This window comes from Parasulfuritortus cantonensis (genome assembly GCF_004337445.1).
In the GTDB taxonomy this organism is placed as follows: domain Bacteria; phylum Pseudomonadota; class Gammaproteobacteria; order Burkholderiales; family Thiobacillaceae; genus Parasulfuritortus; species Parasulfuritortus cantonensis.
Genome location: NZ_SJZB01000042.1, coordinates 208551 through 235549, shown reverse-complemented (window position 1 = coordinate 235549; position 26999 = coordinate 208551). Strand labels below are relative to the sequence as shown.

Genomic DNA, 26999 nt, shown 5'->3' with positions numbered 1-26999 from the left:
CGGCGGCAGGCTTGCGGAAGCAAAAAGGAGCAAGCATGAAAGTACTGATTACTGGCTGTGCCGGCTTTATCGGCATGCACGTCGCGCAGATCCTGCTGGCGCGCGGCGACGAGGTGGTCGGGGTGGATACCCTGAACGACTATTACGACCCCAGGCTCAAGCTGGCGCGCCTGGAACGCCTGAAGGGACAGCCGGGGTTCAGCTTCCTGCACGCCGACATCGCCGACCGCGTCGCCATGGAAGACCTGTTCGCCGCCGAACGTTTCAACCGCGTGGTGAACCTGGCCGCACAGCCCGGCGTGCGCTATTCCCTGAAAAACCCGCACGCCTACATCCAGACCAATCTGGTCGGCTTCGGCAACCTGCTCGAAGGCTGCCGGCACCACGGCGTCGAGCACTTCGTCTACGCCAGCTCGTCGAGCGTATACGGCGCCAACACCCGGATGCCGTTCTCGGTGCACGACAACGTCGACCATCCGGTCAGCCTGTATGCCGCGAGCAAGAAGGCCAACGAGTTGATGGCGCACAGCTACAGCCACCTGTACGGCCTGCCGACCACCGGCCTGCGCTACTTCACCGTCTACGGCCCCTGGGGCCGCCCGGACATGTCGCCCTGGCTGTTCACCTCGGCCATCCTCGAGGACCGCCCGATCGACGTCTTCAACATGGGCAAGATGCAGCGCGACTTCACCTACGTCGACGACATCGCCGAAGGCACCGTGCGGGTGCTCGACCGTATCGCCGCGCCCAACCCGGCCTTCGACAGCAACGAGCCGGACCCCGGTTCCAGCTATGCGCCCTTCAAGGTGTACAACATCGGCAACCACGAGCCTGTCGAACTGATGACCTTCATCAAGACCATCGAGGACGCCCTCGGCAAGGAGGCCAAGAAAAACTTCCTGCCCATGCAGGCGGGCGACGTGGTGGCGACCTACGCCGACGTCGAGGACCTCAAGCGCGACGTCGGCTTCGAGCCGAAGACGCCGCTGGCCGAAGGCATCGCCCGCTGGGCGGCCTGGTACCGGACCTACCACGGCCTGAATTGAAGCCGGCCGGCGCCTGGCCCGAGGCCGGACCGGACGCCCTCGCGCACAGCGCCCGCCTGGTCCGGCTGATCGCCGAACGCATCGGCGCGGCGGCTGGCTGGCTGTCCTTCGCCGACTACATGGACCTGGCGCTGTATGCGCCGGGCCTCGGCTACTACGCCGCCGGCGCGCGCAAGTTCGGCGCCGCCGGCGACTTCGTCACCGCCCCCGAACTGAGCCCGCTGTTCGCCGCCTGCCTGGCCGTCCAGGCCGCCGAGGTATTGGCCGAGACCGGCGGCGAGGTACTCGAACTGGGTGCCGGCAGCGGCCGCCTGGCGGTCGACCTGATGCGCGAGCTGGCCCGCCTGGGTCGGCCGCCCGAACGCTACGCCATCCTCGAACCCAGCCCCGACCTGCGCCAGCGCCAGCAGGCCCGCTTCGCCGCGGAGGCCCCGGAATGGCTCGACCGGGTGTGCTGGCTCGACCGCCTGCCCGAGCGCATCACCGGCCTGGTGCTCGGCAACGAGGTGCTCGACGCCCTGCCCGTCCACCTCGTGCATTGGCAAGGCGGCCAGTTGTTCGAGCGCGGTGTCGTCCTGGCCGGCGCCGGCGCGGCGTTCGCCTGGCAGGACCGCCCCTTGGCCGGCAGTACGCTCGCCGAGGCTGCCCGCAACCTGCCGGTCGCGGCTGCGGACTACCTGAGCGAGGTCGGCCTCGCGGCGCCGGCCCTGGTCGGCAGCCTGGCCGAGCGCCTGGTGCACGGCATGCTGCTGTTCATCGACTACGGCTTCCCGCGTGCCGAGTACTACCACCGCGACCGCGCCACCGGCACCCTGATGTGCCACTACCGCCACCGCGCCTTCGACGACCCCTTCTACCTGCCGGGCCTGGTCGACATCACCGCCCATGTCGACTTCACCGCCATCGCCGACGCCGCCCTCGAAGCCGGCCTCGAAGTACCCGGCTACACCAGCCAGGCCCATTTCCTGATCAACTGCGGTCTGCTCGAACGCCTGCACGCGCTGGAACCCGGCTCGCTCGGCTACATCAAACACACCGCCCAAGTGCAAAAGCTCATCCAGCCGAGTGAGATGGGCGAGCTGTTCAAAGTCATCGCCATGAGCAAGGGCGACCTGCCGGCCCCGGTCGGCTTCCTGCACGGCGACAAACGCCACACCCTCTGACGGCCTCCCGCCGGGCCTATCGCTTTGGTTACAGGGGTATGAAGAATGGTTTACAACCTATGCGGAATACCCCCGCCCGCCCTTTCCGGCTAGATTTTCCCTGCCGGCCGGGGCGTTCCGGTCAACGACAACGGGAGGTAGATCATGAAAAAACTCATCGCCGGCCTCGGCCTGTTTCTTCTCTCCAGCCTGACCGCGTTCGCCGCGGTCGACCTCAATACCGCCACCCAGGCGGAACTCGAGGCAGTCAAGGGCATCGGCCCGAGCAAGGCCAAGGCGATCATCGCCTACCGGGAGAAGAACGGCGGCTTCAAGAGCGTGGAGGAACTCGCCAAGGTCAAGGGCTTCGGCAAGGTCAGCGCGGGCAAGCTGAAGGGCGAGTTCGAGATCAAGGCGGCCCCGGCCAAGTAAGCGCGCCCGGCGCCGGGAAAAGAAAGAGGGCCTGATCCTTGCGGATCAGGCCATCTTGCCACGTAGTGGCGTCCCCACGGGGATTCGAACCCCGGTTACCGCCGTGAAAGGGCGATGTCCTAGGCCTCTAGACGATAGGGACTTGACCTAGTAGGAACCCGCTTGCGCGGATTCCTTTGTCCTTTGGTGGAGGTAAGCGGGATCGAACCGCTGACCTCTTGCATGCCATGCAAGCGCTCTCCCAGCTGAGCTATACCCCCAAAAGAGGCGCGCATTCTAACCACAGGTTTGTAACATGTAAAGCCTATTTTCATGCAGATTGCGCATTGCCGTGCCAGTGTTCGGTAAACTGCTAATATCCCATTGAATCGACTTTCCGACCGCTAACATGATCAACCACGGCAAACCCTTACTGGCCCTGACCGCCGCCCTCCTGCTCGCGGGCTGCGCCAGCAACGGCGACCCGCGCGACCCGCTGGAACCTTTCAACCGCGGCGTGCAGTCCTTCAACGACACCGTCGACCGCGTCGCCATGAAGCCGATCGCGCGCGGCTATCGCGCCGTCGCCCCGGAACCGGTCCAGAACAGCGTCCGCAATTTCTATTCCAACCTGGACGACGTCACGGTCTTCACCAACAGCCTGCTGCAATTCCGCCTCGAGCAGGCCACCTCCGACCTGCTGCGCATCGCCTTCAACTCGTCTTTCGGCCTGCTCGGCCTGATCGACATCGCCACCCCGATGGGCCTCAAGAAGCATAACGAGGACTTCGGCCAGACCCTGGGTCGCTGGGGCGTGGGCAGCGGTCCCTACCTGGTCCTGCCGTTCTTCGGCCCGAGCAGTTTCCGGGACGGCGTCGGCCTGGCGGTCGACAGCGCGACCACGGACCTGGTCTATGACATCGAGGACATCCCGACGCGCAACGCGGCGCTGGTGGTGCGCGCGGTGAGCCACCGGGCCGACCTGCTGGACGCCCAGCGGGCCCTTGAGGAAGCGGCGCTGGACAACTACGAGTTCACCCGCGACTTCTATCTCGAACGCCGCGAGGCCCTGGTACAGGACGGACGGCAGCAGCCGGCCGAATGAGCAAGGCCTTCGTCTCCAACGACGACCGCGAAACCGACGACGAAGGCGAGGAAGCCCCTGCCCTGCCGGCCGGCCAGGGCAATTACATGACGCCGGGCGGCCACGCCCGCATGCTGGCCGAGTTGAACCACCTGTTGCGGGTCGAGCGGCCCGAAGTGGTCAACGTCGTCGCCTGGGCGGCCGGCAACGGCGACCGCTCGGAAAACGGCGACTACATCTACGGCAAGAAGCGCCTGCGCGAGATCGACCGCCGCATCCGCTTCCTGAGCAAACGCCTGGAGAGTGCCGTGGTCGTCGATCCGGAGGCGCGCGAGGAGACCGACCGGGTGTTCTTCGGTGCCACGGTCACGGTGTCCGACGAAGCCGGCCAGGAAAACGTGTACAGCATCGTCGGCATCGACGAGGCCGACCCCGGCCGGGGTCGCATCTCATGGATATCGCCCCTGGCACGGGCGCTGCTGAAGGCCGAGATCGGCGATACGGTACGTTTCCAGTCCCCGGGCGGCACCCGGGAACTGGAGATCGTCGAAGTGGCGTATAAGGCGCTCGGCTAGAGCCGGTAGCCGATGTGCAGGGCGACCACCCCAGCCGTCAGGTTGTGGTAGTCGACCCGCTTGAAGCCGACCTCTTCCATCATGGCCTTGAGGGTTTCCTGGTCCGGGTGCATGCGGATCGATTCGGCCAGGTATTTGTAGCTGCCGGCATCCTTGGCGACGACCTCGCCGAGGCGCGGCAGGACCTGGAACGAATACAGGTCGTACAGCGGCGCCAGCGGCTTCCACACCTTGGAAAACTCCAGCACCATCAGGCGGCCGCCCGGCTTGAGCACCCGGCGCATCTCGGCCAGGGCGGTTTCCTTGTGGGTCATGTTGCGCAGGCCGAAGGCCACGGTGACGAGGTCGAAGTAGCCGTCCGGGAAGGGCAGCTTCTCGGCGTCGCACTGGGCCACCGGCAGCATCACGCCCTCGTCGAGCAGGCGGTCGCGGCCGACCCCGAGCATGGAACCGTTGATGTCGGTCAGCCAAACCTGGCCGGTCGGGCCGGTGTCGCTGGCGAGCAGGCGCGAGACATCGCCTGTGCCACCGGCGATGTCCAGGCAGCGCATGCCCGGGCGGACGTTGGCCTTGAGCTGCAGGAAACGCTTCCAGACCCGGTGCAGGCCGGCCGACATCAGGTCGTTCATGACGTCGTAGCGGTCCGCCACGGAATGGAACACCTCCGCCACCTTGGCGGCCTTGTCGGCCTCGTTGACGGTCTCGTAGCCGAAGTGGGTCTGCTTGTCCGACATCGTCAGTGGGGACGGAAGCCCTCGGGAGCGCCGACGCCCTCGCCGAAGAAGTACTTCTCGCACTGCTCCATCAGGTACTTGCGGTGCTGGGCATCGGCGAGGTTGAGGCGGTTCTCGTTGATGATCATGGTCTGCAGGCGGACCCAGCCCTGCCAGGCCTCCTTGGAGACGCCCTCGTACAGGCGCTTGCCGAGCTCGCCCGGATAGGGCGGGAAATCCATGCCCTCGGCCTCGCGACCGAGCTTGATGCACTGCACCATGCGTGCCATGTGACGACTCCTATATATATCAGGGATGGCTGATGTTAGCCGATGGGCCGGCCGCCGTCATCCTTCGGCCAGCCGCTTCTCGACCCGGCGCGCGAATACGGTCATCTCCTTGACCGCCTGGATGTCGCCGCGCGCCTCGGCGACGGCGATGCCCTGGCGCCAGGCCGCCAGGGCACCTTCGAGGTCGCTGCTCTCGTTCAAGGCCCGGCCGAGCAGTTTCCAGGACGCCGAGTGGTTCGGGTCCTGGCGCACCGCTTCGCGCAGATGCAGGACGGCGTTGCAGGGGTTGTCGGCCTTCAGGTACTCGGCGCCGAGGGAGTAGCGCAGCAGGGCGCCGTCGCGCCCCTGCGCGAGCATGCGTTCGAAGTTTTCCAGGGTGGTCATTTTTTCCAGAATCCGGGCGTCAGGACGACCAGCAGGGTAAACAATTCCAGGCGTCCGAGCAGCATGGAGAACGAGCACACCCAGGTCTGGAAGTCGGTCAACACCGCGTAGGTCGAGGACGGTCCGACCTGGCCCAGGCCGGGACCGGTGTTGTTGAGGGTGGCGATAACGGCCGAGAAGGCGGTGAAGACGTCCAGGCCGGAGGCGATCAGGGCGAAGCTCAGCACCACGATGGCGGCGACGTAGATGAACAGGAAGGCGAGGACGGCGTAGATGATCTTGTTCGGCACCACGGCGCCGCCCAGTTTGGTCGGCGTCTGCGCATTCGGGTGCAGCAGCTTGATGAGCTCCCGGTGCACCTGCTTGTAGAGGAGGATGGCGCGCATCATCTTGATGCCGCCGCCAGTGGAACCGGCACTGGTCGAGAAGGTGGCCAGGAACAGCATCCACATGCCCGCGAACAGCGGCCAGGTGTTGTAGTCGTCGGTCGCGAAACCCAGCGTGGTGGCCACCGAGATGGTGTTGAAGGCGGCGTAGCGCAAGGCCTCGGGAAAGTCCAGGTAGAAATCCTTGAACCAGAGGAACAGCGCCAGGCCGAGACTGGAGAGCAGGACCACGGACAGGAACCAGCGGATCTCCGAATCGTAGCGGTACGGATTCAGGCTGAAGTGGCGCAAGGCCATGAAATGGGTGGCGAAATTGATCCCGGCCAGGAGCGCGAAGCCGCCCGTGATGGCCTCCAGGGTGGGCGAATTGAAATAGCCCAGGCTGGCGTCATGGGACGAGAAGCCGCCCAGGCCCATGATCGAGAAGGCGTGGATCAGGGCATCCATCCAGGTCATGCCGCCCGCCCGCAGGGACAGGATGCAGGCGGTGGTCAGGAACATGTAGGCGAGCCAGAGCCCCTTCGCGGTCTCGGTCATGCGCGGGGTCAGCTTGGTATCCTTCATCGGGGTCGGCGTCTCGGCCTTGAACATCTGGCGGCCGCCGACGCCCAGCATGGGCAGCACCGCGACCACCAGGACGATGACCCCCATGCCGCCGATGAAGTGCATCTGGGTGCGCCACAGGTTGATCGACGAGGGCAGGCCGTCGAGGCCCGACAACACGGTGGCGCCGGTCGCCGTGAGGCCGGACATGGCCTCGAAATAGGCGTCGGTGAAGCTCAGGTCGGGCATGTAGAACATCAGCGGCTGGGCGCCGAAGACCGGCAGCAGGAGCCAGATCATGACCACCAGCAGGAAGCCGTCGCGCAACTTCAGTTCGCGCCGGAACGGGAGCCCGAGCAGCCAGACGGCGACGCCACTGCCGAAGGTCAGCAGGAATACCCGGTAGAACGCGGACTGGGCCTGGTCGCCGAAGAACAGCGAGATGGCGAGCGGCAGCAGCATGGACAGGCCGAAACCGGCGATGACCAGCCCGAGCACGTGCAGGATGGGCAGGATGCGCCGACGCATGGCCCGCCCGTCAGAAGAAGCCGAAGCCGACCTGCAGGAGCTTCTCGACCTTGGGCACCATGCGCTTGTTGGGGACGAAGATGATCAGGTGGTCCTCGGGCTCGATCATGGTGTCGTGGTGGGCAATGACCACCTTCTCACCGCGCGCGATGGCGCCGATGGCGACCCCCTCGGGCAGGTCGATCTGCTCGATGCGGCGGCCGACCAGCTTCGAGGTCTTGGCGTCGCCGTGCACCACCACCTCCATGGCCTCGGCAGCGCCCCGGCGCAGGCTGTGCACCACGGCCATGTCGCCGTGCCGGATGTGCGTGAGGAGCGGGCCGATGGTGGCCTGGGCGGGGGACAGGGCGACGTCGATGGTGCCGCCCTGGAGCAGGTCCACGTAGGTGCCCCGGTTGATCAGGGCGATGACCTTGCCGGCCCCCATGCGCTTGGCCAGGAGCGAGGACATGATGTTGTCCTCGTCGTCGTTGGTGAGGGCGCAGAAGACGTCCATGTCCTCGACGTTCTCCTGCTGCAGGAGTTCCTCGTCGGTGGCATCGCCGACCAGCACCAGGGTGCTCTTCAGACGTTCGGCCAGGACCTGGGCGTGCTTCTTGTTGTGGTCGATCAGCTTGACCTCGTACTTGTCCTCCAGGCTGGCGGCCAGCCGGCTGCCGATGTTGCCGCCGCCGGCGATCATGACCCGGTGCACCCGGCGGTCGGCATGGCGCATCTCCTTCATGACCGCCTTGATGTGCGCCGTGGCGGCGACGAAGAAGACCTCGTCGCCGTCCTCGATGACGGTGTCGCCGTCCGGGATCACCGCCCGGTCGCGCCGGAAGATGGCGGCGACCCGGGCATCCAGGGCCTGCAGGTGCTCGTTCTTCGGCTCGCGCATGTGCAGGCGCAGGTGGTCGCGCATCTCCTTCAGTTCCCGGCCGACCAGGAAACCGCCCTCCGGGCGCACCGCCACCAGCCGGATGCGCCCCTCGGCGAAGTCGACCACTTGGAGCGCCTCCGGGTAGTCGATCAGGCGCTGGATGTAATCGGTGACCTCGCGTTCCGGGCTGATCACGTAGTCGACCGCCATGTTCAGGGCGGAGAACAGCACCTCGTGCTGCATGTAGTCCTGGGCGCGGATGCGGGCGATCTTGGTGGGGATATTGAACAGGGTGGCGGCGAGCTTGCAGGCCACCATGTTGGTCTCGTCGTTCTGGGTCACCGCCACCAGCATGTCGGCGTCCTCGGCGCCGGCCTGGCGCAACACCGACGGGTGCGAGGCGGGGCCGCACACGGTACGCAGGTCGTAGCGCTCCTGCAGGGCCGCCAGCTTGGCGTCGTCGACATCCACCATGGTGATGTCGTTGGCCTCGGAGACCAGGCTGGCCGCCAGGTTGGAGCCCACCTGGCCGGCGCCCAGGATGATGATCTTCACGGTCTGCTCTTAGCTGTTCTCGCCACGGGTGCCGGATTTTACGCCCAACTGCTTGAGCTTCCGATAAAGATGGGTGCGCTCCAGGCCGGAGCGCTCGGCCGCCCGCGACATGCTGCCGCACTCCTGCAGCACGGCCTCCAGATAGGCGCGCTCGAAGGCATCGCGCGCCTCCTTCAGGGGCAACGCGAACAGTTCGGCCAAGGCACCGCCGTCGACCTTGTCGGCGACGCCGAGCAGGGCATCGACGTCGGCCACCTCGATGACTTCGCCGAGCACCGTGGCGGCCAGGTTGTGCACCACGCTCTTCAACTCGTCGAGGTTGCCCGGCCAATCGTGGCGGCCGAGGCGCGCCAGGGCGGGGTCCGAGAAACGCCGCTCGGCCTGGCCGGTCTTGGCCAGGCTGTCGCGCAGCAGGGCCACCGCCAGGTGCGGGATGTCCTCGCGGTGCTCGCGCAGGGGCGGCACACGCACCGCCGTCTGGGCCAGGGCGTTGTACAGGTCGCGCGAGTAGGCACCCGCGGCGGCCTTGTTGGCCAGGTTCTCGCTGCTCGCGCAGACCACGTTGACGGCGTATTCGCGATGGCGGCCGAGGATGAGTTGCAGACCCTTCTGCTGCAACGGCGTCAATTGCGCCACCTCGGCGAAGAACAGCATGCCGCCCTTGGCCTGGGTCAGCCAGTCGAGCGGACGTTCGACCAGGGAGGCCAGTTCGTCCACCGCCACCCAGGGAGTCTCCGGCTGGTGCAGGAAATGGGCGCAGATGTCCGCCCCGACGCCCTGCTCGCCGGTCAGCAGCAGGGTGCTGGCCGCCCCGGCGGCCTGGCGCAGGCGCTGGGCGAGCAGGCGGATCGGCTCGCTGTTGCCGAGGGCATCCAGGCTGGCCGGCGCGCTGGTCCGGCTGGGCCGGCTGTTGAGCGCGTTCTCGACCGTCTGGAGCAGCTTCTTGTAGGGGACCGGCTTCTCCAGGAAATCGAAGGCGCCCAGCCGGGTCGCCTCGACCGCCGTATGGATGGTGCCGTGCCCGGACATCATGACCACCGGCATGGTCAGCAGGCCGGCCGTCACCCAATCCTTGAGCAGGGACAGGCCGTCGACGTCGGGCATCCAGATGTCCAGCAGGACCAGGTCCGGCGCCTTGGCCAGGCGCGCGGCGCGCGCCTGCTCGCCGTTCTCGGCCAGGCGCACCTCGTGGCCCTCCTCTTCGAGTATCTCGCGCAGCAAGTCGCGGATGCCGGGCTCGTCATCCACAACCAAAATCTCACTCATACTCCCCTCCGTTACCGGCCCCGCGGCAACTGCCCCGCCGGGCCGCGCGACCTACCTGTCAAGCCGGCCCCTCGCGCGACGGCGAAGAGCGGGGTTCATCCTGCGCCGCGATTTCAACATAAATCGGCAAGGTAATGCACACCGCGGCCCCATGCGGCTCCAGGTTGCGCACCTCAATCCCGCCATGATGCTCCTCGATGATCTTTTTGACGATGGCCAGGCCGAGGCCGGTTCCCTTGGGCTTGGTCGTCGCGTACGGCTCGAACAGGCGGTTGCCCAGCGATTCCGGGAAGCCGGGGCCATTGTCTTCGACACAGATGGTGACGCCGTCCGGGCTGCGGTGGCTGCTGACGCGGATCAGCTGGTCGGCCCGCTCGACCAGGGCCTCCTCGGCATTCTTGATCAGGTTGACCAGCACCTGGCGCAACAGCGACGGGTCGCCGGACACCTCCGGCAGGTCCGGCGCCAGGGCGGTGTCGATCGGCACGTGGTGCTCGTACAGGGCCAGGATATCGGTGACCAGCGGGTTGACGGCCATGGCCTGCAGGCTGGGGGCCGGCGTGCGGGCATACTGGGCGAAGGCGTCGACCAGCGACTTCATCGCCGCGACCTGGCCGACGATGGTGTCGGTGGCCCGGACCAGAATGGCGCGGCCGTTTTCCGGCAGCTGGTCGGCGAGCTTGAGCTGCAGGCGCTCCGCGGAGAGCTGGATCGGCGTCAGCGGATTCTTGATCTCGTGCGCCAGGCGCCGGGCCACCTCGCCCCAAGCGGCGTCGCGCTGGGCCTGGATGAGCTGGGTGACGTCGTCGAGCGCGAGGGCGTAGGCGGCCTCCTCGCCGGCATCGAGGGGCGTGCCGCGGGCGAGCAGGACGCGGGTGCCGGACGGCGCCGCCAGTTCCACCTGTTCCCGCCACGCCTGCCGGCCGGCGGCGCGGAAATGCTCGGCCATGGTGGCGGCGAACTGGCGCAGCCCCTCGTCGGCCGGGCACCAGTCGTCCAGCGAGCGCCCCTCGGCGGTATCGCGGTCGCAGCCGAGTATGCTGGCCGCCGCCGGGTTGACCAGTTGCACGCGCAGGTCGGCGTCCAGGGTCACCACGCCGGTACTCACGCTGCCCAGCACGCTTTCCAGGTAGGCCTTGGCCTCCTGCAGCTTGTCGTGGTTCTCCTCCGCCGCGGCGCGGGCTTCCGACAACTGCAGGGTCATGCGGTTGAAGGAGTGGGTCAGCATGCCCAGTTCGTCGCCGGAATTGATCGGATTGACCTGCGAGTAGTCGCCGCGCGCCACCGCCCGCGTGCCGCGCGCCAGGACCCGGAGCGGCGCCGCCAGGCGTTCCGACAGCAGATAGGCGAGCGACAGGGCGGAGAACAGCGAGAGGGCCAGCGACAAGGTCAGCGACACCGCGTAGAGGCGCTTCAGGCCGAGGCGGGAGACCGCGAGTTCCTGATAGCTGCGGTGCGCCGCCTCGACGCTCTGGGCATCCTCGCTCAACTTCGCCGAGACCGGCTGGGCGACCTGCAGGATACGCATGTTCTCGGTCAGGCTGACGACGTTGACCGGGACGGCCGCGCGCACGATCAGGGTGCGACCGTCGCTGTCCTGCTCGGTACGCGACCAGGGCTGCTGCAACTTGGCCTGCCAGATCGCCGCCCGCTCGGGCTGGCGCGGCACCATGGCGGCCTTGTCCGAGGAGGCGAAGCCGATCAGGGCGCCACTTTCGTCAAACAGGCCGACTTCCTGGACGCCGAAGGCCTCGCGCAACTCGTTCAGGTGGTCGTCCTGCTGCGAGGTCGGCAGCTCCAGCAGTTGCAGCGCCATGCCCTCCGCCTTCTTGACCAGCTCGTTCTCAAGATGGCCGAGGGCCGATTGACCGAGCGAGAGGCCGCTCTCCAGGGCCTGCTCCATGCGCACGTCGAACCAGGACTCGATCGACTTGACCAGGAACTGCACCGACAGCAGGTAGACCACCAGCCCGGGCAGCAGGGCCATCAGGCCGAAGATCCAGAACATCCGGGCCGTCAGGCGGGCGCCGAAGACGCCGGCGCGCACCCGCCGCCACAGGGAGTAGACCTGGTAGCCGAACAGCCCCGCCAGGGCCAGGGCGGCCACGGCGGCGACCCAGACCAGTATCTGGAAGTGCTCGGCGAAGAAACCGCTGTTGTCGGCCGAGAAGGACAGCAGGGTGACCAGGGAGACGCCGAGCAGCAGGCTGCCGAGGGTGAGATAGAGCATCGGCGCCCCCTAGCCGATCCCGGGCACCGGGACGGCGCGGCCGGCACCGCGTCCGCCCGCGGCCGGTCCGCTCAGGGCTTGAACGACCACTCCCGCCATCCGGAGTCCATGTCCCAGCGGCTCGAAGCGAAGGCGTTCATCTGGAGCGGCTTGGCCAATTGGCTGGTGTCCAGATACATGCGCACCCGGGCCTGGTACACGGTCTGTTTGCTGACCTGCTTGGCGTCCAGGACGGCCCAGTCGGCGAAATCGCCCAGGGCCGCGAGCGCCTCGGCCTCGCTGTCGAAGCTGGCATGGCCGCTGTCGCGGAAGAGCTGGTACTGGCGCAGGAGCGCGTTGTAGGACAGCTTGAGGGTGCGCTGCTCGACGGCGACATCCTCGGCGAACCAGTAGCTGCGCGGCCGTTCGGCCTCGAACAGCTGCACGAAGGTGAGGGTGATGCCCTTGCGCAGGGCGTCGTCGAGGGTCCCCGCGAGTTGGATGTTGTACCCGCCCACCAAGACGTAGTGGTCGTGCTTCGCCACCAGTTCGACCTGCTTGAGGGCCAGCATGTCGCGTGCCCACACCCGCCCGGCGCCAGCGGCCAGGGCCGTCGCGCAGGACAATCTGAGGAAGTCACGTCTTGACAATGCGGGCATAGAAGAAGCCGTCGTGGTCGCCATCCGGTAATAGCTGCCCGTCTTCCTCACCAGGCACACCGGTCGTTTCCGGTCGGGCATCCTCGTGTCCGGCCAGGAAGGCTTCGACCTGGCGACCATTTTCCTCGGGAAACAGGCTGCAAGTTGCGTAAAGCAATTTACCACCTCGGCGAAGCAGCGGCCAAACGGCATCCAACAGGCGCGCCTGACGACCTGCCAGGTCGGTCACGTCTTCGCAACGTTTCAGCCATTTCCCGTCCGGATGCCGGCGCACGACGCCGGAACCGGTGCACGGCGCGTCGAGCAGGATGCGGTCGAACGGCCGGCCGTCCCACCAGTCGGCCGGCCGGCCGGCGTCGGCGGCGCGCAGGATGGCGGCCAGGCCGAGGCGGCGCAGGTTCTCCTCGACCCGGCGCAGACGTTCGCCGTCCAGATCGAGGGCGACCAGGTCGAGGTCGTGGCCCTCCAACAGGTGCGCGGTCTTGCCACCCGGCGCGGCACAGGCGTCGAGCACCCGCATGCCGTCGGCGCAGTCGAGCAGGGCGGCGGCATGCTGGGCGCCCAGGTCCTGGACCGAGACCAGGCCGTCGGCGAAGCCGGGCAGTTCGCTGACCGGGACCGGTTGCGCCAGGGTCAGGGCCGCCGCCCCGGTCCGGCGCGCAGCCATGCCGGCCTCGGCCAGCAAGGCCTCGTAGGCGGCGACGTCCAGGCGCCGGCGATTGACCCGCAAGGTCATGGGCGGATGGCCGTTCATGGCGGTCAGCGCCCCCTGCCAGGCGGCCGGGTAGTCGGCGCGCAACTTGTCGATCCACCAGCGCGGGAAATCCCAGCGCGCCTCCGGATCGGTCGCCGCGGCGGCCTCCAGTTCCGCGCGCCGGCGGCTGAAGTTGCGCAGGACCCCGTTGGCGAAGCCGCGCGCCCGCGGGTACAGCCGGCCAACCAGCGACACCGCCTCGTTGACGGCCGCGTAGGCGGGGGTGTCGCGGTCCGCGAGTTCATAAAGGGCGACGAGGAAATAGCCGGCCAGCTCGGCCGGCTCGACCGGCCGGCCGGTGAGCCGACGCAGGTAGAAGCGCAGGCGGCCCAGATGGCGCAGCACCCCGTAGGCGAGGTCCTGGGCGTCGGCCAGACGGCGCGCGTCGGCGCCCGGCCTGACCGCCTCCAGGGCCGCGGTCAGGCTGCGGCCGTCGAGCAGCACCTGGTTGACCAGGTCGGCCGCCAGGGCACGTGCCGAGGCCACCGGTCAGGCGCCGCCGCGGGCCAGTTCGAGCAGACGGCGGATGCGTTCCTCGGTGGCGGGGTGGGTGCGGAACAGGCCTTGCAGGTCACCGCCGGAGAGCGGGTTGATGATCATCATCTGGGCGGTCTCCGGATGCATCTCGGCGGTTTCCATGGGCGTGCCCCGGGCGTAGGCCTCGATCTTGCGCAGGGCGCTGGCGAGCGCCTCGGGGTCGCCGGAGATCTCGGCACCGCCGCGGTCGGCGCCGAACTCGCGCGAACGCGAGATGGCCATCTGGATCAGCATGGCGGCGAGGGGCGCGAGCAACATCACGGCCAGCTGGACGACGATGTTGGGGCGCTCGCGATCGCCGCCGCCGAACAGCATGCCGAACTGCGCCAGGGTGGAGATGGCGCCGGCCACGGTGGCGGAGATGGTCGAGATGAGGATGTCGCGATGGCGCACGTGGGCGAGTTCGTGGGCCATGACGCCGCGCAGCTCCCGCGTCGACAGCATGCGCAGGATGCCGGTGGTGGCCGCCACGGCGGCGTGCTCGGGGTCGCGACCGGTGGCGAAGGCGTTCGGCTGCGCCTCGTCGATGATGTAGACGCGCGGCATGGGCAGACCGGCGCGCTGGGACAGTTCACGCACGACGGCGTAGAACTCGCCGCCGCTGCCGGCGTCGACCTCGTGGGCGTTGTACATGCGCAGGACCATCTTGTCCGAGTTCCAGTAGGCCCACACGTTCATGGCACCCCCGAACAGCAAGGCCAGGAGCATGCCCTGGGCGCCGCCCAGCAGCATGCCGACGGCGCCGAACAGGGCCATGATGGCGGCCATCAGCAGGGTGGTTTTCAGCCAGTTGTTCAACATGATGAGTTCCGGATCAGGTCAGTCACACCGGCACATAAGATGCCGCCGGCCGGGAAAAATTCAACCCAGGCTTTGCCCGGGTGCAAGGGGGTTGCCAGCCAGGAAGGCGGCAACCGGGAGACGCTTTCCGCCCGCCTTCTGGAGCTCGAGCAGGTCGAGGGCGCCCACGCCGCAGGCGACCCGGAGCGCATCCGGGCCGACCGCCAGGATCTCGCCCGGCCGGCCGCCGCCCGGCGCCGGACGGGCACGCCAGATCTTGAGCGGCTCGCCGCCGAGCTGGCAGGCGGCGCCCGGGAACGGATTGAAGGCGCGGACGCGGCGGTCCAGCACGGCCGCCGGCAGGCTCCAGTCCAGGCGCGCCTCGTCCTTGCCGATCTTGGCGGCATAACAGGCCAGGGCGTCGTCCTGCGGCGCGGCGACAACGGCCGCCAGCCCGGGCAGCAAGGCGACGATGGCCTCGGCACCCAGTTCGGCGAGCTTGTCGTGCAGGCTGGCCGCGCTGTCGTCCGGGGCGATGGCCAGGGGATGCCGGGCGAGCATGGCGCCGGTGTCGAGCCCCTTGTCCATCTGCATGAGGGTGATGCCGGTCTCGGCGTCGCCCGCCTCGATGGCGCGCTGGATCGGCGCCGCGCCGCGCCAGCGCGGCAACAGCGAGGCGTGGATATTGACGCAGCCGAGGCGCGGCATGTCGAGCACGGCCTGCGGCAGGATGAGGCCGTAGGCGGCCACCACCATGACCTCGGGCGCCGCGTCGGCGATGACCTGGCGGGCCGCCTCGGTCTTCAGGCTGTCCGGCTGGGCGACGGCCAGGCCATGGCGCAGGGCCAGTTCCTTGACCGGACTCATGCGCAGCTTCATGCCGCGGCCGGCCGGCCGGTCCGGCTGCGTCAGCACCAGGGGGATGTCGTGTCCGGCGGCGATCAACGCCGCCAGGGCCCGGGCGGCGAACTCCGGGGTACCCGCGAAGACCAGCCTCACATCGTTTCCCGCTGCTGCTTGAGCAGTTTGGACCGGATGCGATCCTGCTTCAGGCGCGACAGGTATTCGACGAACACCTTGCCCTCCAGGTGGTCCATCTCGTGCTGGACGCAGATCGCCAGCAAGCCCTCGGCCTCGAACTCGACCGTCTCGCCGGCCAGGTTCGTGGCGCGCACCTTGATGTGCTCGGCGCGGGTGACCTTTTCGTAGATGCCCGGCACCGACAGGCAGCCTTCCTCGTGCACGGACTCGCCGTCCTTTTCCAGAATCACCGGGTTGATCAGGACCAGCAAGCGGTCCTTCGCCTCGCTGACGTCGATCACGATCAGCCGGATATGGCGGTCGACCTGGGTGGCGGCCAGACCGACGCCCGGGGCGGCGTACATGGTTTCCGCCATGTCGGCCGCCAGTTGGCGGATTTCGTCGTCCACCACCGGGACCGGCGCAGCGATCCTGTGCAAGCGCTTGTCCGGGTATTGGAGGATTTTAAGTAGAGCCATTTAGATGCAAAGATTCACAAATTGGTTTAAGTTTACATTGGCTTAATTATATCCGGGTTCGCTGCGGGCCCTTCATACTGAGGTTGTGACCATGCGCACACTGGCTTTGATCGTCTCGCTGGGCATCTCCCTTTCCATGGCTCTGCCGGTCCCGGCGACGGCCGATGTGGTCAAGCTGCGCGAGGATGCCCCCGACCGCCACGTCGTGGTCAAGGGCGACACCCTGTGGGACATCTCCGCCAAGTTTCTCAAGTCGCCCTGGCTCTGGCCCGAACTCTGGCATGTCAACGACGACCATATCAAGAACCCGCACCTGATCTACCCGGGCGACGTCATCTACCTGGTCATGACTCCCGACGGACCGCGCCTGGCGAAGATGGAAACGGTCAAGCTGTCGCCCACCGTGCACGTCGAGCCGATCACCGAACGCGACGCCATCCCACCCATCCCCTACGCCACCGTCGAGGCCTTCCTGCGCCGGCCCATGCTCGCCGACGCCAAGGACCTGGCCGCAGCACCCAAGCTGATCGCCAGCGAGGGCGGCCGCGTGCTGGCGGGCACCGGTGACCGCATCTACGCCGACGAGATCACCGGCGACGTGATGAAATGGCATGTCGTCCGCCTGGGCACGCCGCTCAAGGATCCGGATTCCGGCGAAGTGCTCGCCCACGAGGTCACCTACCTGGGCGATGCCCAGGTGATGACCAAGGGCAACCCGGCCAAGCTGGAGGTCACCACGTCGGAAAGCGAGATCCAGATGGGCGACCATCTGATCCCGGCCGTCATTGCCGACAAGCTCGATTTCGAACCGCACGCCCCGGCCAAGACCGTCGACGGCCGCATCATCCTGACCGTCAAGAGCGACCAGGTCACCGGCCGCTACTCGACCGTCATCCTGAACAAGGGCAAGACCGACGGCCTCGTCCCCGGCGACGTCCTGGCCGTCTTCCACCCCGGCAGCAAACTGGGTCTCAAGCGCGCCCTGACCCCGAAGGACGGCTACCTCAACGGCATGAACGAACGCGGCAACAACGCCGTCTTCGCCGAGTTCAACAACTCCGGCGCCGAGCAGATGCCCGACAAACCGACCCAACTGCCGGACGAGCGCACCGGGCTGGTCATGATCTACCGGGTGTTCGACCGGGTGGCCTATGCCCTGGTCATGGAATCCACCCACCCGATCTACCTGCTCGACCACGTCCGCAATCCTTGAATACCGGTCCGGACGTCCTGGCCTGGCTCGCCCTGGCGGCGGTGCCGGGGCTGGGCCCGGACACCGCCCGTCGCCTGCTCGACGCCTTTCCGGACGTGGCCAGCATCTTCGCGGCCGGCCGGGCGCAGTTGCGTCCCCTGGTCGGCGACCGGATCGCCGCCGCCCTCGCCGAACCGCCTGACCCGGACGCGCATCGCGCCAGCCTGGACTGGCTGGCCGCGCCGGATGCCCACCTGATCACCTGGACCGACCCGGCCTACCCGGACACCCTGCGCGGCCTGCCCGACCCGCCCATGTGGCTGTACCTGAAGGGCGATCCCGACATCCTGCGCCGGCCCATGGTCGCCGTCGTCGGCAGCCGCAACGCCACGCCCCAGGGCCGACGCGACGCCGAGGCCTTCGCCCGGACCCTGGCGGAGGCCGGCCTGACCGTCGTCAGCGGCCTCGCCGAGGGTATCGACAGCGCGGCCCACGAAGGCGGCCTGGCCGGCAACGGCACCGGCGTCGCCGTGGTCGGCACCGGGCTGGACCGGGTCTATCCGGCCAAGAACCGCGCCCTCGCCCACCGACTCGCGGCGGCCGGCGCGCTGGTGTCCGAGTTCCCCCTCGGCACGCCGCCCAAACCGGGCCATTTCCCGCGCCGCAACCGGATCATCAGCGGCCTGGCCCTGGGCGTCCTGGTGGTCGAGGCGGCGCCCCAGTCGGGCTCCCTGATCACCGCCCGCCTGGCGGCCGAGCAGGGCCGCGAGGTATTCGCCATACCCGGCTCCATCCATTCGCCCATGGCCAAGGGCTGCCACCAGCTCATCAAGCAGGGGGCCAAGCTGGTCGAGTCGGCCGCCGACATCCTCGAGGAACTGAATCTGCCCTGGGCACTCGAACTCGCCGGTCATCCCGACGCCGGCGCCGGCGACGACCCCCTGCTCCAGTTGATGGGCACCGCGCCGGTGAGCCTGGACGAATTGGCGACGCGGGCCGGCTTGACGGTGGATAGCCTTTCGGCCATGCTTTTCACGCACGAAATGGAAGGTCGCGTGGCGGTTCTGCCGGGCGGTCTTTATCAGCGAATCTTTTAATATGTTCGACATCCTCCTCTACCTATACGACAACTATCTGGTCGCCGATCTCCATCCGGACGCCGAGACCCTGTCGCGCAAACTCGCTGCCGTCGGCTTCGAGAGCGAGGATATCGACCGGGCGCTGAACTGGCTCGCGGCCCTGGACGAACTCGAACCGATGGCCGCCGCGGCTGATAGCGGCCCCGGCAGCCGTTGCTATACCGACGAGGAATCCCGCCGCCTGCATCCGGACGGCCTCGGTTTCCTGATCCACCTGGAAAGCGCCGAGCTGCTGCCCGGCCATGCCCGGGAATGGGTCATCGAACAGGCACTCGCACTGGAAGACCAGGAGGTCAGTGCCGACAAGATCAAATGGATCACCCTGCTCGCCATTTCGCGCCTGAACGGCCCGGGTGACGCCATCTGGCTGGAAGACTTGGTGCGCGCCGACGAGGATGGCTGGCAGCCCACCCTGCACTGACTGAGCGTTTCCACTCCAACATGAAACTCCTCATCGTCGAGTCGCCGTCCAAGGCGAAAACGCTGAAGAAATACCTGGGCGGCGATTACGAGGTCCTGGCCAGCTACGGCCACGTCCGCGACCTCACCCCGAAGACCGGTTCGGTGGAGCCCGACAAGGGCTTCGCGATGAAGTACGAGCTGATCGAGCGCAACGCCAAGCACGTCGAGGCGATCGCCAAGGCGGTGAAGAAAGCCGACGAAGTCCTGATCGCAACCGACCCGGACCGGGAAGGCGAAGCCATTGCCTGGCACCTCACCGAGATCCTCAACGCCCGCAAGCTGCTCGACAAGAAACCGGCCAAGCGCGTCGTGTTCTACGAGATCACGGAACGCGCCGTGAAGGAGGCCGTGGCCAATCCGCGCAACGTCGCCATGGAACTGGTCAACGCTCAGCAGGCGCGCCGGGCGCTCGACTACCTGGTCGGCTTCAACCTGTCGCCGCTGCTCTGGAAGAAGATCAGCCCCGGCCTGTCCGCCGGCCGCGTGCAGAGCCCGGCGCTGCGTCTGATCGTCGAACGCGAGGAGGAGATCGAGAAGTTCCAGGCGCGCGAGTACTGGACCCTGCATCTCGATTCCCACAAGGGCAAGCAGAAGTTCGCCGCCCGCCTGACCCAGTTCGACGGCGAGAAGATCCAGCAGTTCTCGGTCGCCGACGAGGCGCGCAGCAACGCGATCATCGCCGCCTTGAACCAGGCCTCGGAAGGCCAGGTGGTCAAGGTGGAAAAGAAGCGCCGCCAGCGCCAGCCGGCGGCGCCGTTCACGACCTCCACCCTGCAGCAGGAGGCGGTACGCAAGCTCGGCTTCTCAGCCGAGCGCGCCATGCGCGTGGCCCAGCAGCTATATGAGGGCATCGACGCCGGCAAGGGCGCGGTGGGCCTCATCACCTACATGCGTACCGACTCGGTCAACCTGTCGCAGGAGGCCGTCGCCGACATCCGCCAGTACATCGGCAAGCACTTCTCCGCCGACTACCTGCCCAAGTCCGCCGTGGTCTACCGCAGCAAGGCCAAGAATGCCCAGGAGGCACACGAGGCGATCCGGCCGACCGCCATCGCGCGCACCCCGGAGAGCGTACGGGAACATCTCTCGCAGGAGCAGTTCAAGCTCTACGAGATGATCTGGAAGCGGGCCCTCGCCTGCCAGATGGCCGCCGCCGAGTTGGACACCGTGGCGGTCGACATCGCCGTCGGATCGCCGCGGAACCTGTTCCGGGCCAACGGCCAGACCATCGCCTTCGACGGCTTCCTGGCCGTATATAAGGAGGACGAGGACGAACCGACCGGCGCCGAGGACGAGGCCAGGCTGCCCGCGCTCGCGGAAGGCGAGACGGTACCGGTCGACCGGCTCTATGGCGAGCAGCACTTCACCCAGCCGCCGCCGCGCTACTCCGAAGCGAGCCTGGTGAAGACCCTGGAAGAGCACGGCATCGGCCGGCCGTCGACCTATGCCAGCATCATCTCCACCCTGCTGCACGAACGCGACAACGTCGGCGCCTATGCCGTGCTCGACAAGAAGCGCTTCAAGCCGACCCCGATCGGACGCCTGATCAACTGCTTCCTGACCCGGCACTTCCACGATTACGTCGATTACGACTTCACCGCGCATTTCGAGGACGAGCTGGACGAAATCTCCAACGGCGAGCGCGACTGGATACCGGTCATGGGCGAGTTCTGGGGCCAGTTCTCCGGCGAACTCGACGCCAAGGCCAAGGTGGAGCGCGGTTGCCCGGTCGACGAGGCCTGCCCGAAGTGCGGCAAGCCGCTGCTCCTGCAATCATCCAAGCGTGGCCTGTTCATCGGCTGTTCCGGCTACCCCGAGTGCGACTACACGCGGCCGTTCGGCGACCAGCCGGCCCCGGGCGAGGACATCGTCCTGGGCGACGACCCGGCCACGGGCCTGCCGATCAAGCTGCTCAACGGCCGCTTCGGCTGGTACGTCCAAGTCGGCGACATGCCGGAAGACAAGAAGGCGCCCAAGCCCAAGCGTGCCTCCTGGCCCAAGGACCAACCCGTCGAGGCGGCCGATCTGGCCACGGCGCTCCGGCTGCTGTCCCTGCCGCGCGAGCTCGGCCACCATCCGACCAGTGGCCTGGCCATCGTCGCCAACACCGGCCGCTTCGGTCCCTACCTGCTGCACGACGGCAAGTTCAAGTCGATCCCGAAGCAGTTGGACGTCTACACCATTGATCTCGCCCAGGCGCTGGAAGTCCTGGCCGCCCCGGCGGCCGGACGGGGCGCCGCCAGCCCCGGCCGCGAGCTGGGCAAGCACCCGGCCGACGGCCAGCCGGTCACGGTCAGGGATGGCCGCTACGGTCCCTACGTCAGTCATGGCAAGCTCAACGCCACCCTGCGCAAGGACATGAACCCGGATGCGATCAGCCTGGACGAGGCGCTCGCCCTGCTCGCCGCCAAGGCCGAGAAGGGTCCGGCCAAGAAGCCGGCCCGTGCCCGCAAGGCCAGCTGACGGCGGCGCCGCCACCGCGCCCGGGCGCTTCAAAACTTCACGATAGTCTAGTAAATTGCATCTCTGACTGGGGTTGCCCCGATCACCCAAAGGCCTGCCGGCGGGGAGGCCGAAAGGCTTTATTTCCCACTAATTAGCACTCGAGAGGAATTGAAAATGGCTGTACTGGTTGGCAAGCAAGCACCCGATTTCACCGCCGCCGCCGTACTCGGCAACGGCGAGATCGTCGACAACTTCAACTTCAAGCAGGCCACCGCCGGCAAGTACGCCGTGGTGTTCTTCTACCCGCTGGACTTCACCTTCGTCTGCCCGTCGGAACTGCTCGCTTTCGACCACCGCCTGAACGAATTCAAGGCCCGCAACGTTGAAGTGATCGGCGTCTCCATCGATTCCCACTTCACCCACAACGCCTGGCGCAACACCCCGGTCAACCAGGGCGGCATCGGCGCCGTCGGCTACACCCTCGTCGCCGACCTGAACCACGCCATCTGCAAGGCCTTCGACGTCGAGACCCCGGACGGCAACGTCGCCTTCCGCGGCTCCTTCCTGATCGACAAATCCGGCATGGTCCAGCACCAGGTCGTCAACAACCTGCCCCTGGGCCGCAACGTCGACGAGATGCTGCGCATGGTCGATGCCCTGCAGTTCTTCGAAGAGCACGGCGAAGTCTGCCCGGCCGGCTGGAAGAAGGGTGACACCGGCATGAAGGCCACCCCGGACGGCGTCGCCGAATACCTGGCCAACAACGCCGACAAGCTGTAATCCCTGCCCCAGGCAGACGAAAAGGGGGCGCGAGCCCCCTTTTTTCTGGTGATGACGATGGAAAAACCCCCGTTGCTCGCGGTCGTCGAGTTCCTCGCCCACAACCGCCTGAAGGCCGTCTACGAGGCCGCCGGCTACGCCGTCCAGAACGAGTTCATGGTGCGCAAGGCAATCGCCTGGCTACGCAAGAACCGGCCCCGGGTGGTGGCGGCCGACTTCTTCTACCAGCCGGACTTCCGCGACCGGGTCAGCAACCTGGAATCCCTCCTGGCCACCCTGCAGGCCATGCCCGACGTGAAGGTGGTGGTGTACTACGACCCCATCCACCAGGCTGCCCTGGACAAGGTCAGCCAGCGTTTCCACATCGATGCGGCATTGCCGGTGCCGGTCCAGGAAGCGGCGTTGCAGGCCCTCCTGGCGGATTGGCGTTAGCCAGCCCGCCGGGCGCGCCTACTTCTCGAGTTGCGCCGCCTTGCCGGGCTTGCCGTTCCAGGCGTCGGCGTCGGCCAAGGCCGCCTTCTTCTCGACGATGGTCGGCCACAGTTTGGCCAGTTCGGCATTGATCTGGATGAAGCGGCGCTGGTCCTCGGGCAGGTCGTCCTCGGCGAAGATCGCCTCGGCCGGACACTCCGCCACGCACAGGGTGCAGTCGATGCATTCGTCGGGGTCGATGACCAGGAAATTGGGGCCCTCGTGGAAACAATCGACCGGGCAAACCTCGACGCAATCGGTGTATTTGCACTGAATGCAGTTCTCGGTGACGACGTAGGCCATGCGCTTTCCTCACTCGGGCTTTTTCGCTAGCATAGCGACGTTTCCCGGTTTGGCCAATTCAGCGCCGACGCCCCTTATACCCCTACCTACATTCCGCACGAGGATCATTCCATGAGCGAGCATATCCATTACGTCACCGACGACACTTTCGAACAGGAAGTCCTGCAAAGCCCGACCCCGGTGCTCGTGGACTACTGGGCTGACTGGTGCGGCCCTTGCAAGATGATCTCGCCCATCCTCGACGAAGTGGCGAAGGAGTACACGGGACGGATGAAGGTATGCAAGCTGAACATCGACGAGAACCAGCAGACCCCGCCCAAGTACGGCATCCGCGGCATCCCCACCCTGATGATCTTCAAGAACGGCAACGTCGAGGCGACCAAGGTCGGCGCCCTGTCCAAGTCCCAGTTGACCGCCTTTGTTGACAGCAACATCTAAGTTTCGCTAGTCTTCGTGCCGCCCGGCGGTCCCGCCGGGCGCTCACCCCCTCCCCGAGCAGGATCCGCGGCCATAGCGCCGCCGCACACCCCAAGTCCGTACCATGCATTTATCCGAATTGAAGCAATACCACGTCAGCCAGTTGCTGGAGATGGCCGAGGCCGACGGCATCGAGAACGCCAACCGCATGCGCAAGCAGGAGTTGATCTTCGCCCTGCTGAAGAGCATGGCCAGGAAGGGCGAGACGATCAACGGCGACGGCGTGCTGGAAATCCTGCCCGACGGCTTCGGTTTCCTGCGTTCGGCCGACACCTCCTACCTGGCCAGCCCGGACGACATCTACATCTCGCCGTCCCAGGTGCGCCGCTTCAACCTGCACACCGGCGACACCATCGAGGGCGAGATCCGCACCCCCAAGGACGGCGAGCGCTACTTCGCCATCACCAAGCTGGACAAGGTCAACGGCGAGTCGCCCGAGGCCCTGAAGCACAAGATCCTGTTCGAGAACCTGACGCCGCTGTTCCCGAACGAGCCGTTCCGCCTGGAACGCGACATCAAGGCCGAGGAGAACCTGACCGGCCGCATCATCGACATCGTCGCCCCCATCGGCAAGGGCTCGCGCGGCCTCCTGGTGGCGCCGCCGAAGACCGGCAAGACGGTGATGATGCAGCACATCGCCCACTCGATCGTCGCCAACCACCCGGACGCGGTGCTGATCGTCCTGCTCATCGACGAGCGTCCCGAGGAAGTGACCGAGATGCAGCGCACCGTGCGCGGCGAAGTGGTCGCCTCCACCTTCGACGAACCGGCCAGCCGCCACGTCCAGGTCGCCGAGATGGTGATCGAGAAGGCCAAGCGCCTGGTCGAACACAAGAAGGACGTGGTCATCCTGCTCGACTCCATCACCCGCCTGGCACGCGCCTACAACACCGTGCAGCCGGCCTCCGGCAAGGTGCTCACCGGCGGCGTCGACGCCAACGCCCTGCAGAAGCCGAAGCGCTTCTTCGGCGCCGCCCGCAACATCGAGGAAGGCGGTTCCCTGACCATCATCGCCACCGCCCTGATCGACACCGGCAGCCGCATGGACGACGTGATCTACGAGGAATTCAAGGGCACCGGCAACATGGAGATCCACCTCGACCGCCGTTCGGCCGAGAAACGGGTCTACCCGGCCATCAACGTCAACCGCTCCGGCACCCGCAAGGAAGAACTCCTGATCGAGCCGGCATTGCTGCAGAAGATCTGGGTGCTGCGCAAGCTGCTCTACCCGATGGACGACCTCGACGCGATGGAATTCCTGCTCGACAAGGTGCGTGCGACCAAGGACAACGCGGGCTTCTTCGACAGCATGCGGCGCGGCTAGTCGCGCACCGGCGAACAAAAAAGCGCGGGCCGGCCCCGCGCTTTTTTGTTGCCTGCAGCGTGCCTACTTGGCCGCCGCGACGTATTCCAGGGTACCGTCCACTTCCTTGAAGCGGCCGATCTCGGGACCGGCATCGGCGGGCGCCTGGGCGAACTTCTGCACCCGGCAGGACTGCGTGCTGACCGCGTAGTCGTCCTTGCCGACCGTGAGGATGTAGATCGGCTCGGCGTAGTCGGGCGGGGCCTGGTGCAGGACCAGTTCGGCATTGCGCGGCACGCCCTTGATGTCCAGGCCGCCCAGGCAGTCGGGTTGGCGCGCCGCCGTGACCGCCAGGCTGACGTCGCCCCAGGGCAGGTCCTGGGAACGCATGACCATGATCGAATGGTTGCGGTCGCCGTCGATCATGTAGGAGGCGGTGTCCTGGACGCAGCCGGCCAGGAGGACCGGCGCGCCGGCGAGCAACAGGACGGATGCGGACGGTTTCATGGTGCCTCCTGCGCCGATGGAATGGCCCGATTCTATTCGATGCCCTGGCTGGCCAGGTATTCGTCGTAGGTGCCGCGGTAGTCGACGATGCGGCCGTCCTGCCTGATCTCGATGATGCGGTTGGCCAGCGAGGACACGAACTCGCGGTCGTGGGAGACGAACAGCAGGGTGCCGGTGAAGTCGCCCAGGCCGTTGTTGAGCGACTCGATCGACTCCATGTCGAGGTGGTTGGTCGGCTCGTCCATGAGCATGACGTTTTTGCGCTGAAGCATGAGCTTGCCGAACAGCATGCGGCCCTGTTCGCCGCCGGAGATCACCTTGACCGCCTTCTTCACCTCGTCGCCCTTGAACAGCAGCCGGCCCAGGGTGCCGCGCAGCAGGGTCTCGGCGTCGTCGCCCTCGTAGCCGCCCTCGCGCACGTAGCCGCTGATCCAGTCGGTCAGGTTGAGGTCGCTGGCGAAGTCGTCCGAGTGGTCCTGGGCGTAATAGCCCAGCTTGGCCTTCTCGGCCCACTTGACGTGGCCGCCCTGGGGCGTCAGTTCGCCCACCAGGAGCTTCATCAGGGTGGTCTTGCCGACGCCGTTCTCGCCGATGACGGCGATCTTGTCGCCAGCGTCGACCGTGTAGGTGAAGTTCTTGATGATCGGCTGGGCCGGGTCGTAGCCAAAGGTCAGGTTCTCGATCTCACAGGCCAGGCGGTGCAGCTTCTCCTTGTCGTCGTATTCGAAGCGAATCCAAGGGTACTGGCGCGAGGACGGCTTGACGTCCTCCGGCTTCAGCTTGTCGATCAGCTTCAGACGCGATGTGGCCTGCTTGGCCTTGGACTTGTTGGCCGAGAACCGGCGCACGAAGTTCTGCAGGTCGGCGATCTTCTCCTTGGCGCGGGCGTTGGCGGCCTGCTGGCGCTCGCGCGCCTGGGTCGAGGCCTCCATGTAGTCGTCGTAGTTGCCCGGGTAGACCTTGAGGGTCTGGTAATCCAGGTCGGCCATGTGGGTGCACACTTGATTCAGGAAGTGGCGGTCGTGGGAGATGATCACCATGGTCGAGTTGCGCTGGTTGAGGACGTCCTCCAGCCAGCGGATGGTGTTGATGTCGAGGTTGTTGGTCGGCTCGTCCAGGAGCAGGATGTCCGGGTCGGCGAACAGGGCCTGGGCGAGCAGGACGCGCAGCTTCCAGCCCGGCGCCACCTCGCGCATCGGGCCTTGGTGCTTGTCGACCGGGATGTCCACGCCCAGGAGCAGCTCGCCGGCGCGCGCCTCGGCATCGTAGCCGCCCATCTCGCCGAACTTGGCCTCCAACTCGGCGGCGTGCATGTAGTCGTCCTCGGTCGCCTCCGGGTTCATGTAGATGGCGTCCTTCTCCGTCATGCAGGTCCACAGTTCCTCGTGGCCCATCATGACCACGTCGAGCACCCGCATGTCCTCGTAGGCGAACTGGTCCTGGCGCAGGTAGGCCATGCGCTCGTGGGGGTCCTTCGAGACGTTGCCGGCGGTCGCCTCCAGCACCCCGCACAGGATCTTCATGAAGGTCGACTTGCCGCAGCCGTTGGCGCCGATCAGGCCGTAGCGGTTGCCTTCGCCGAACTTGACGTTGACGTTCTCGAACAGGGGCTTGGCCCCGAATTGCATGGTGACGTTGGATGCGGTGAGCACGGCTGGAACCTCGAATCGATCAGCCGGGCATTTTAACCGATCGCC

The 26999-nt window shown here is 66.9% G+C and carries 28 protein-coding genes and 2 tRNA genes; 13 read left to right on the top strand and 17 right to left on the bottom strand.

From position 1 onward, the window contains the following. Window positions 1-35: 35 nt before the first annotated feature. From EZJ19_RS11930 to EZJ19_RS11920, 3 genes are all read left to right on the top strand, one after another. Window positions 36-1046 carry an NAD-dependent epimerase gene (locus tag EZJ19_RS11930; RefSeq protein ID WP_131447862.1) on the top strand — a complete coding sequence of 337 codons (1011 nt, stop codon included), beginning with the start codon at window positions 36-38 and terminating at the stop codon, window positions 1044-1046. Then, on the top strand, window positions 1043-2209 hold the full coding sequence (locus tag EZJ19_RS11925; protein WP_240754752.1) for a class I SAM-dependent methyltransferase: 1167 nt from the start codon (window positions 1043-1045) through the stop codon (window positions 2207-2209). The genes EZJ19_RS11930 and EZJ19_RS11925 overlap by 4 nt, the downstream gene beginning before the upstream one ends. A gap of 144 nt (window positions 2210-2353) precedes the next feature. Further along, a complete protein-coding gene (locus EZJ19_RS11920) occupies window positions 2354-2620 on the top strand; it encodes a ComEA family DNA-binding protein (RefSeq protein ID WP_131447860.1) in 267 nt (88 codons plus the stop codon). 66 nt (window positions 2621-2686) lie between these two features. Here the strand turns inward: EZJ19_RS11920 and EZJ19_RS11915 are convergent. Then, a tRNA-Glu gene (locus tag EZJ19_RS11915) sits at window positions 2687-2762 on the bottom strand. A gap of 42 nt (window positions 2763-2804) precedes the next feature. Further along, window positions 2805-2880, bottom strand: a tRNA-Ala gene (locus tag EZJ19_RS11910). Between the two features lie 128 nt (window positions 2881-3008). Here EZJ19_RS11910 and EZJ19_RS11905 point away from each other — a divergent pair. Both EZJ19_RS11905 and greB read left to right on the top strand, forming a co-directional pair. Beyond that, complete coding sequence (locus EZJ19_RS11905; RefSeq protein WP_131447858.1) at window positions 3009-3704, top strand: MlaA family lipoprotein; 696 nt, start codon at window positions 3009-3011, stop codon at window positions 3702-3704. Continuing rightward, window positions 3701-4258, top strand: a complete 558-nt coding sequence (gene greB, locus EZJ19_RS11900) for a transcription elongation factor GreB (protein WP_131447856.1) — start codon at window positions 3701-3703, stop codon at window positions 4256-4258. The genes EZJ19_RS11905 and greB overlap by 4 nt, the downstream gene beginning before the upstream one ends. Here the strand turns inward: greB and ubiE are convergent. The 12 genes from ubiE to def all read right to left on the bottom strand — a co-directional run bounded on the left by ubiE (window position 4255) and on the right by def (window position 16223). After that, window positions 4255-4992 carry a bifunctional demethylmenaquinone methyltransferase/2-methoxy-6-polyprenyl-1,4-benzoquinol methylase UbiE gene (gene ubiE, locus EZJ19_RS11895; protein ID WP_131447854.1) on the bottom strand — a complete coding sequence of 246 codons (738 nt, stop codon included), beginning with the start codon at window positions 4990-4992 and terminating at the stop codon, window positions 4255-4257. The two genes, greB and ubiE, sit on opposite strands and share 4 nt — an antisense overlap. 2 nt (window positions 4993-4994) lie before the next feature. Then, window positions 4995-5261: an oxidative damage protection protein gene (locus tag EZJ19_RS11890; RefSeq protein ID WP_131447852.1), complete on the bottom strand. Its 267-nt coding sequence runs from the start codon at window positions 5259-5261 to the stop codon at window positions 4995-4997. Between the two features lie 57 nt (window positions 5262-5318). Then, entirely contained in the window at window positions 5319-5645 is a 327-nt protein-coding gene (locus EZJ19_RS11885) for a hypothetical protein (protein ID WP_131447850.1), read from the bottom strand. Beyond that, window positions 5642-7102, bottom strand: coding sequence for a TrkH family potassium uptake protein (locus tag EZJ19_RS11880; RefSeq protein WP_131447848.1), 1461 nt, complete (start codon window positions 7100-7102; stop codon window positions 5642-5644). Before EZJ19_RS11880 ends, EZJ19_RS11885 begins: the two co-directional genes overlap by 4 nt. A 10-nt stretch (window positions 7103-7112) precedes the next feature. Continuing rightward, on the bottom strand, window positions 7113-8519 hold the full coding sequence (gene trkA / locus EZJ19_RS11875; protein WP_131447846.1) for a Trk system potassium transporter TrkA: 1407 nt from the start codon (window positions 8517-8519) through the stop codon (window positions 7113-7115). A 9-nt stretch (window positions 8520-8528) separates the two neighbouring features. Further along, entirely contained in the window at window positions 8529-9785 is a 1257-nt protein-coding gene (locus EZJ19_RS11870; protein WP_131447844.1) for a sigma-54-dependent transcriptional regulator, read from the bottom strand. A 58-nt stretch (window positions 9786-9843) separates the two neighbouring features. Then, window positions 9844-12015 (bottom strand): sensor histidine kinase, encoded by a 2172-nt coding sequence (locus EZJ19_RS11865; protein WP_131447842.1) that lies wholly within the window; start codon window positions 12013-12015, stop codon window positions 9844-9846. Between the two features lie 71 nt (window positions 12016-12086). Then, the gene (locus EZJ19_RS11860) at window positions 12087-12620 is read right to left on the bottom strand and encodes a DUF4390 domain-containing protein (RefSeq protein ID WP_165873561.1); all 534 of its coding nucleotides are present in this window, start codon (window positions 12618-12620) and stop codon (window positions 12087-12089) included. A 10-nt stretch (window positions 12621-12630) separates the two neighbouring features. Beyond that, window positions 12631-13893 (bottom strand): 16S rRNA (cytosine(967)-C(5))-methyltransferase RsmB, encoded by a 1263-nt coding sequence (gene rsmB / locus EZJ19_RS11855; protein ID WP_131447838.1) that lies wholly within the window; start codon window positions 13891-13893, stop codon window positions 12631-12633. 3 nt (window positions 13894-13896) lie between these two features. Further along, a complete protein-coding gene (gene htpX, locus EZJ19_RS11850; RefSeq protein WP_131447836.1) occupies window positions 13897-14745 on the bottom strand; it encodes a zinc metalloprotease HtpX in 849 nt (282 codons plus the stop codon). A gap of 60 nt (window positions 14746-14805) precedes the next feature. Further along, window positions 14806-15723 (bottom strand): methionyl-tRNA formyltransferase, encoded by a 918-nt coding sequence (fmt, locus tag EZJ19_RS11845; protein WP_131447834.1) that lies wholly within the window; start codon window positions 15721-15723, stop codon window positions 14806-14808. Continuing rightward, window positions 15720-16223 carry a peptide deformylase gene (gene def, locus EZJ19_RS11840; protein WP_131447832.1) on the bottom strand — a complete coding sequence of 168 codons (504 nt, stop codon included), beginning with the start codon at window positions 16221-16223 and terminating at the stop codon, window positions 15720-15722. Before def ends, fmt begins: the two co-directional genes overlap by 4 nt. Before the next feature lie 91 nt (window positions 16224-16314). Here def and EZJ19_RS16460 point away from each other — a divergent pair, with 91 nt between their 5' ends. The 6 genes from EZJ19_RS16460 (at window position 16315) to EZJ19_RS11810 (ending at window position 22673) form a co-directional block, all read left to right on the top strand. Then, window positions 16315-17436 carry a LysM peptidoglycan-binding domain-containing protein gene (locus EZJ19_RS16460; protein WP_131447830.1) on the top strand — a complete coding sequence of 374 codons (1122 nt, stop codon included), beginning with the start codon at window positions 16315-16317 and terminating at the stop codon, window positions 17434-17436. Beyond that, window positions 17433-18512 (top strand): DNA-processing protein DprA, encoded by a 1080-nt coding sequence (dprA, locus tag EZJ19_RS16455; protein WP_240754751.1) that lies wholly within the window; start codon window positions 17433-17435, stop codon window positions 18510-18512. The genes EZJ19_RS16460 and dprA overlap by 4 nt, the downstream gene beginning before the upstream one ends. Window position 18513: 1 nt before the next feature. Further along, a complete protein-coding gene (locus tag EZJ19_RS11825; protein WP_131447828.1) occupies window positions 18514-18975 on the top strand; it encodes a Smg family protein in 462 nt (153 codons plus the stop codon). A gap of 20 nt (window positions 18976-18995) precedes the next feature. Further along, on the top strand, window positions 18996-21479 hold the full coding sequence (gene topA, locus EZJ19_RS11820; protein WP_131447826.1) for a type I DNA topoisomerase: 2484 nt from the start codon (window positions 18996-18998) through the stop codon (window positions 21477-21479). A 156-nt stretch (window positions 21480-21635) separates the two neighbouring features. Beyond that, window positions 21636-22241, top strand: coding sequence for a peroxiredoxin (locus tag EZJ19_RS11815; RefSeq protein ID WP_131447824.1), 606 nt, complete (start codon window positions 21636-21638; stop codon window positions 22239-22241). 57 nt (window positions 22242-22298) lie between these two features. Further along, window positions 22299-22673, top strand: coding sequence for a hypothetical protein (locus EZJ19_RS11810; RefSeq protein ID WP_131447822.1), 375 nt, complete (start codon window positions 22299-22301; stop codon window positions 22671-22673). 18 nt (window positions 22674-22691) lie between these two features. On the opposite strand, the gene fdxA is transcribed toward EZJ19_RS11810, so the two are convergent. Next, a complete protein-coding gene (gene fdxA / locus EZJ19_RS11805; protein WP_131447820.1) occupies window positions 22692-23015 on the bottom strand; it encodes a ferredoxin FdxA in 324 nt (107 codons plus the stop codon). A gap of 111 nt (window positions 23016-23126) precedes the next feature. On the opposite strand from fdxA, the gene trxA reads away from it, so the two are divergent. Beyond that, complete coding sequence (gene trxA, locus EZJ19_RS11800; RefSeq protein ID WP_131447818.1) at window positions 23127-23453, top strand: thioredoxin TrxA; 327 nt, start codon at window positions 23127-23129, stop codon at window positions 23451-23453. Window positions 23454-23556: 103 nt separating this feature from the next. Continuing rightward, complete coding sequence (gene rho / locus EZJ19_RS11795; protein ID WP_131447816.1) at window positions 23557-24816, top strand: transcription termination factor Rho; 1260 nt, start codon at window positions 23557-23559, stop codon at window positions 24814-24816. A gap of 63 nt (window positions 24817-24879) precedes the next feature. On the opposite strand, the gene EZJ19_RS11790 is transcribed toward rho, so the two are convergent. Further along, a complete protein-coding gene (locus tag EZJ19_RS11790; RefSeq protein WP_131447814.1) occupies window positions 24880-25302 on the bottom strand; it encodes a hypothetical protein in 423 nt (140 codons plus the stop codon). A 32-nt stretch (window positions 25303-25334) separates the two neighbouring features. Beyond that, on the bottom strand, window positions 25335-26954 hold the full coding sequence (locus EZJ19_RS11785) for an ABC-F family ATPase (protein WP_131447812.1): 1620 nt from the start codon (window positions 26952-26954) through the stop codon (window positions 25335-25337). Window positions 26955-26999: the final 45 nt, after the last annotated feature.

What these genes read in the sequence shown, in the direction of transcription:
- greB (WP_131447856.1), top strand. Translation starts at nt 3,701, where the DNA reads ATGAGCAAGGCCTTCGTCTCCAACGACGACCGCGAAACCGACGACGAA.
- htpX (WP_131447836.1), bottom strand. Translation starts at nt 14,745, where the DNA reads ATGTTGAACAACTGGCTGAAAACCACCCTGCTGATGGCCGCCATCATG.
- EZJ19_RS11930 (WP_131447862.1), top strand. Translation starts at nt 36, where the DNA reads ATGAAAGTACTGATTACTGGCTGTGCCGGCTTTATCGGCATGCACGTC.
- EZJ19_RS11880 (WP_131447848.1), bottom strand. Translation starts at nt 7,102, where the DNA reads ATGCGTCGGCGCATCCTGCCCATCCTGCACGTGCTCGGGCTGGTCATC.
- EZJ19_RS11890 (WP_131447852.1), bottom strand. Translation starts at nt 5,261, where the DNA reads ATGGCACGCATGGTGCAGTGCATCAAGCTCGGTCGCGAGGCCGAGGGC.
- EZJ19_RS11815 (WP_131447824.1), top strand. Translation starts at nt 21,636, where the DNA reads ATGGCTGTACTGGTTGGCAAGCAAGCACCCGATTTCACCGCCGCCGCC.
- ubiE (WP_131447854.1), bottom strand. Translation starts at nt 4,992, where the DNA reads ATGTCGGACAAGCAGACCCACTTCGGCTACGAGACCGTCAACGAGGCC.
- EZJ19_RS11905 (WP_131447858.1), top strand. Translation starts at nt 3,009, where the DNA reads ATGATCAACCACGGCAAACCCTTACTGGCCCTGACCGCCGCCCTCCTG.
- topA (WP_131447826.1), top strand. Translation starts at nt 18,996, where the DNA reads ATGAAACTCCTCATCGTCGAGTCGCCGTCCAAGGCGAAAACGCTGAAG.
- EZJ19_RS16460 (WP_131447830.1), top strand. Translation starts at nt 16,315, where the DNA reads ATGCGCACACTGGCTTTGATCGTCTCGCTGGGCATCTCCCTTTCCATG.
- EZJ19_RS11790 (WP_131447814.1), bottom strand. Translation starts at nt 25,302, where the DNA reads ATGAAACCGTCCGCATCCGTCCTGTTGCTCGCCGGCGCGCCGGTCCTC.
- def (WP_131447832.1), bottom strand. Translation starts at nt 16,223, where the DNA reads ATGGCTCTACTTAAAATCCTCCAATACCCGGACAAGCGCTTGCACAGG.
- EZJ19_RS11920 (WP_131447860.1), top strand. Translation starts at nt 2,354, where the DNA reads ATGAAAAAACTCATCGCCGGCCTCGGCCTGTTTCTTCTCTCCAGCCTG.
- EZJ19_RS11870 (WP_131447844.1), bottom strand. Translation starts at nt 9,785, where the DNA reads ATGAGTGAGATTTTGGTTGTGGATGACGAGCCCGGCATCCGCGACTTG.
- EZJ19_RS11885 (WP_131447850.1), bottom strand. Translation starts at nt 5,645, where the DNA reads ATGACCACCCTGGAAAACTTCGAACGCATGCTCGCGCAGGGGCGCGAC.
- EZJ19_RS11825 (WP_131447828.1), top strand. Translation starts at nt 18,514, where the DNA reads ATGTTCGACATCCTCCTCTACCTATACGACAACTATCTGGTCGCCGAT.
- rho (WP_131447816.1), top strand. Translation starts at nt 23,557, where the DNA reads ATGCATTTATCCGAATTGAAGCAATACCACGTCAGCCAGTTGCTGGAG.
- EZJ19_RS11810 (WP_131447822.1), top strand. Translation starts at nt 22,299, where the DNA reads ATGGAAAAACCCCCGTTGCTCGCGGTCGTCGAGTTCCTCGCCCACAAC.
- EZJ19_RS11865 (WP_131447842.1), bottom strand. Translation starts at nt 12,015, where the DNA reads ATGCTCTATCTCACCCTCGGCAGCCTGCTGCTCGGCGTCTCCCTGGTC.
- trxA (WP_131447818.1), top strand. Translation starts at nt 23,127, where the DNA reads ATGAGCGAGCATATCCATTACGTCACCGACGACACTTTCGAACAGGAA.
- fdxA (WP_131447820.1), bottom strand. Translation starts at nt 23,015, where the DNA reads ATGGCCTACGTCGTCACCGAGAACTGCATTCAGTGCAAATACACCGAT.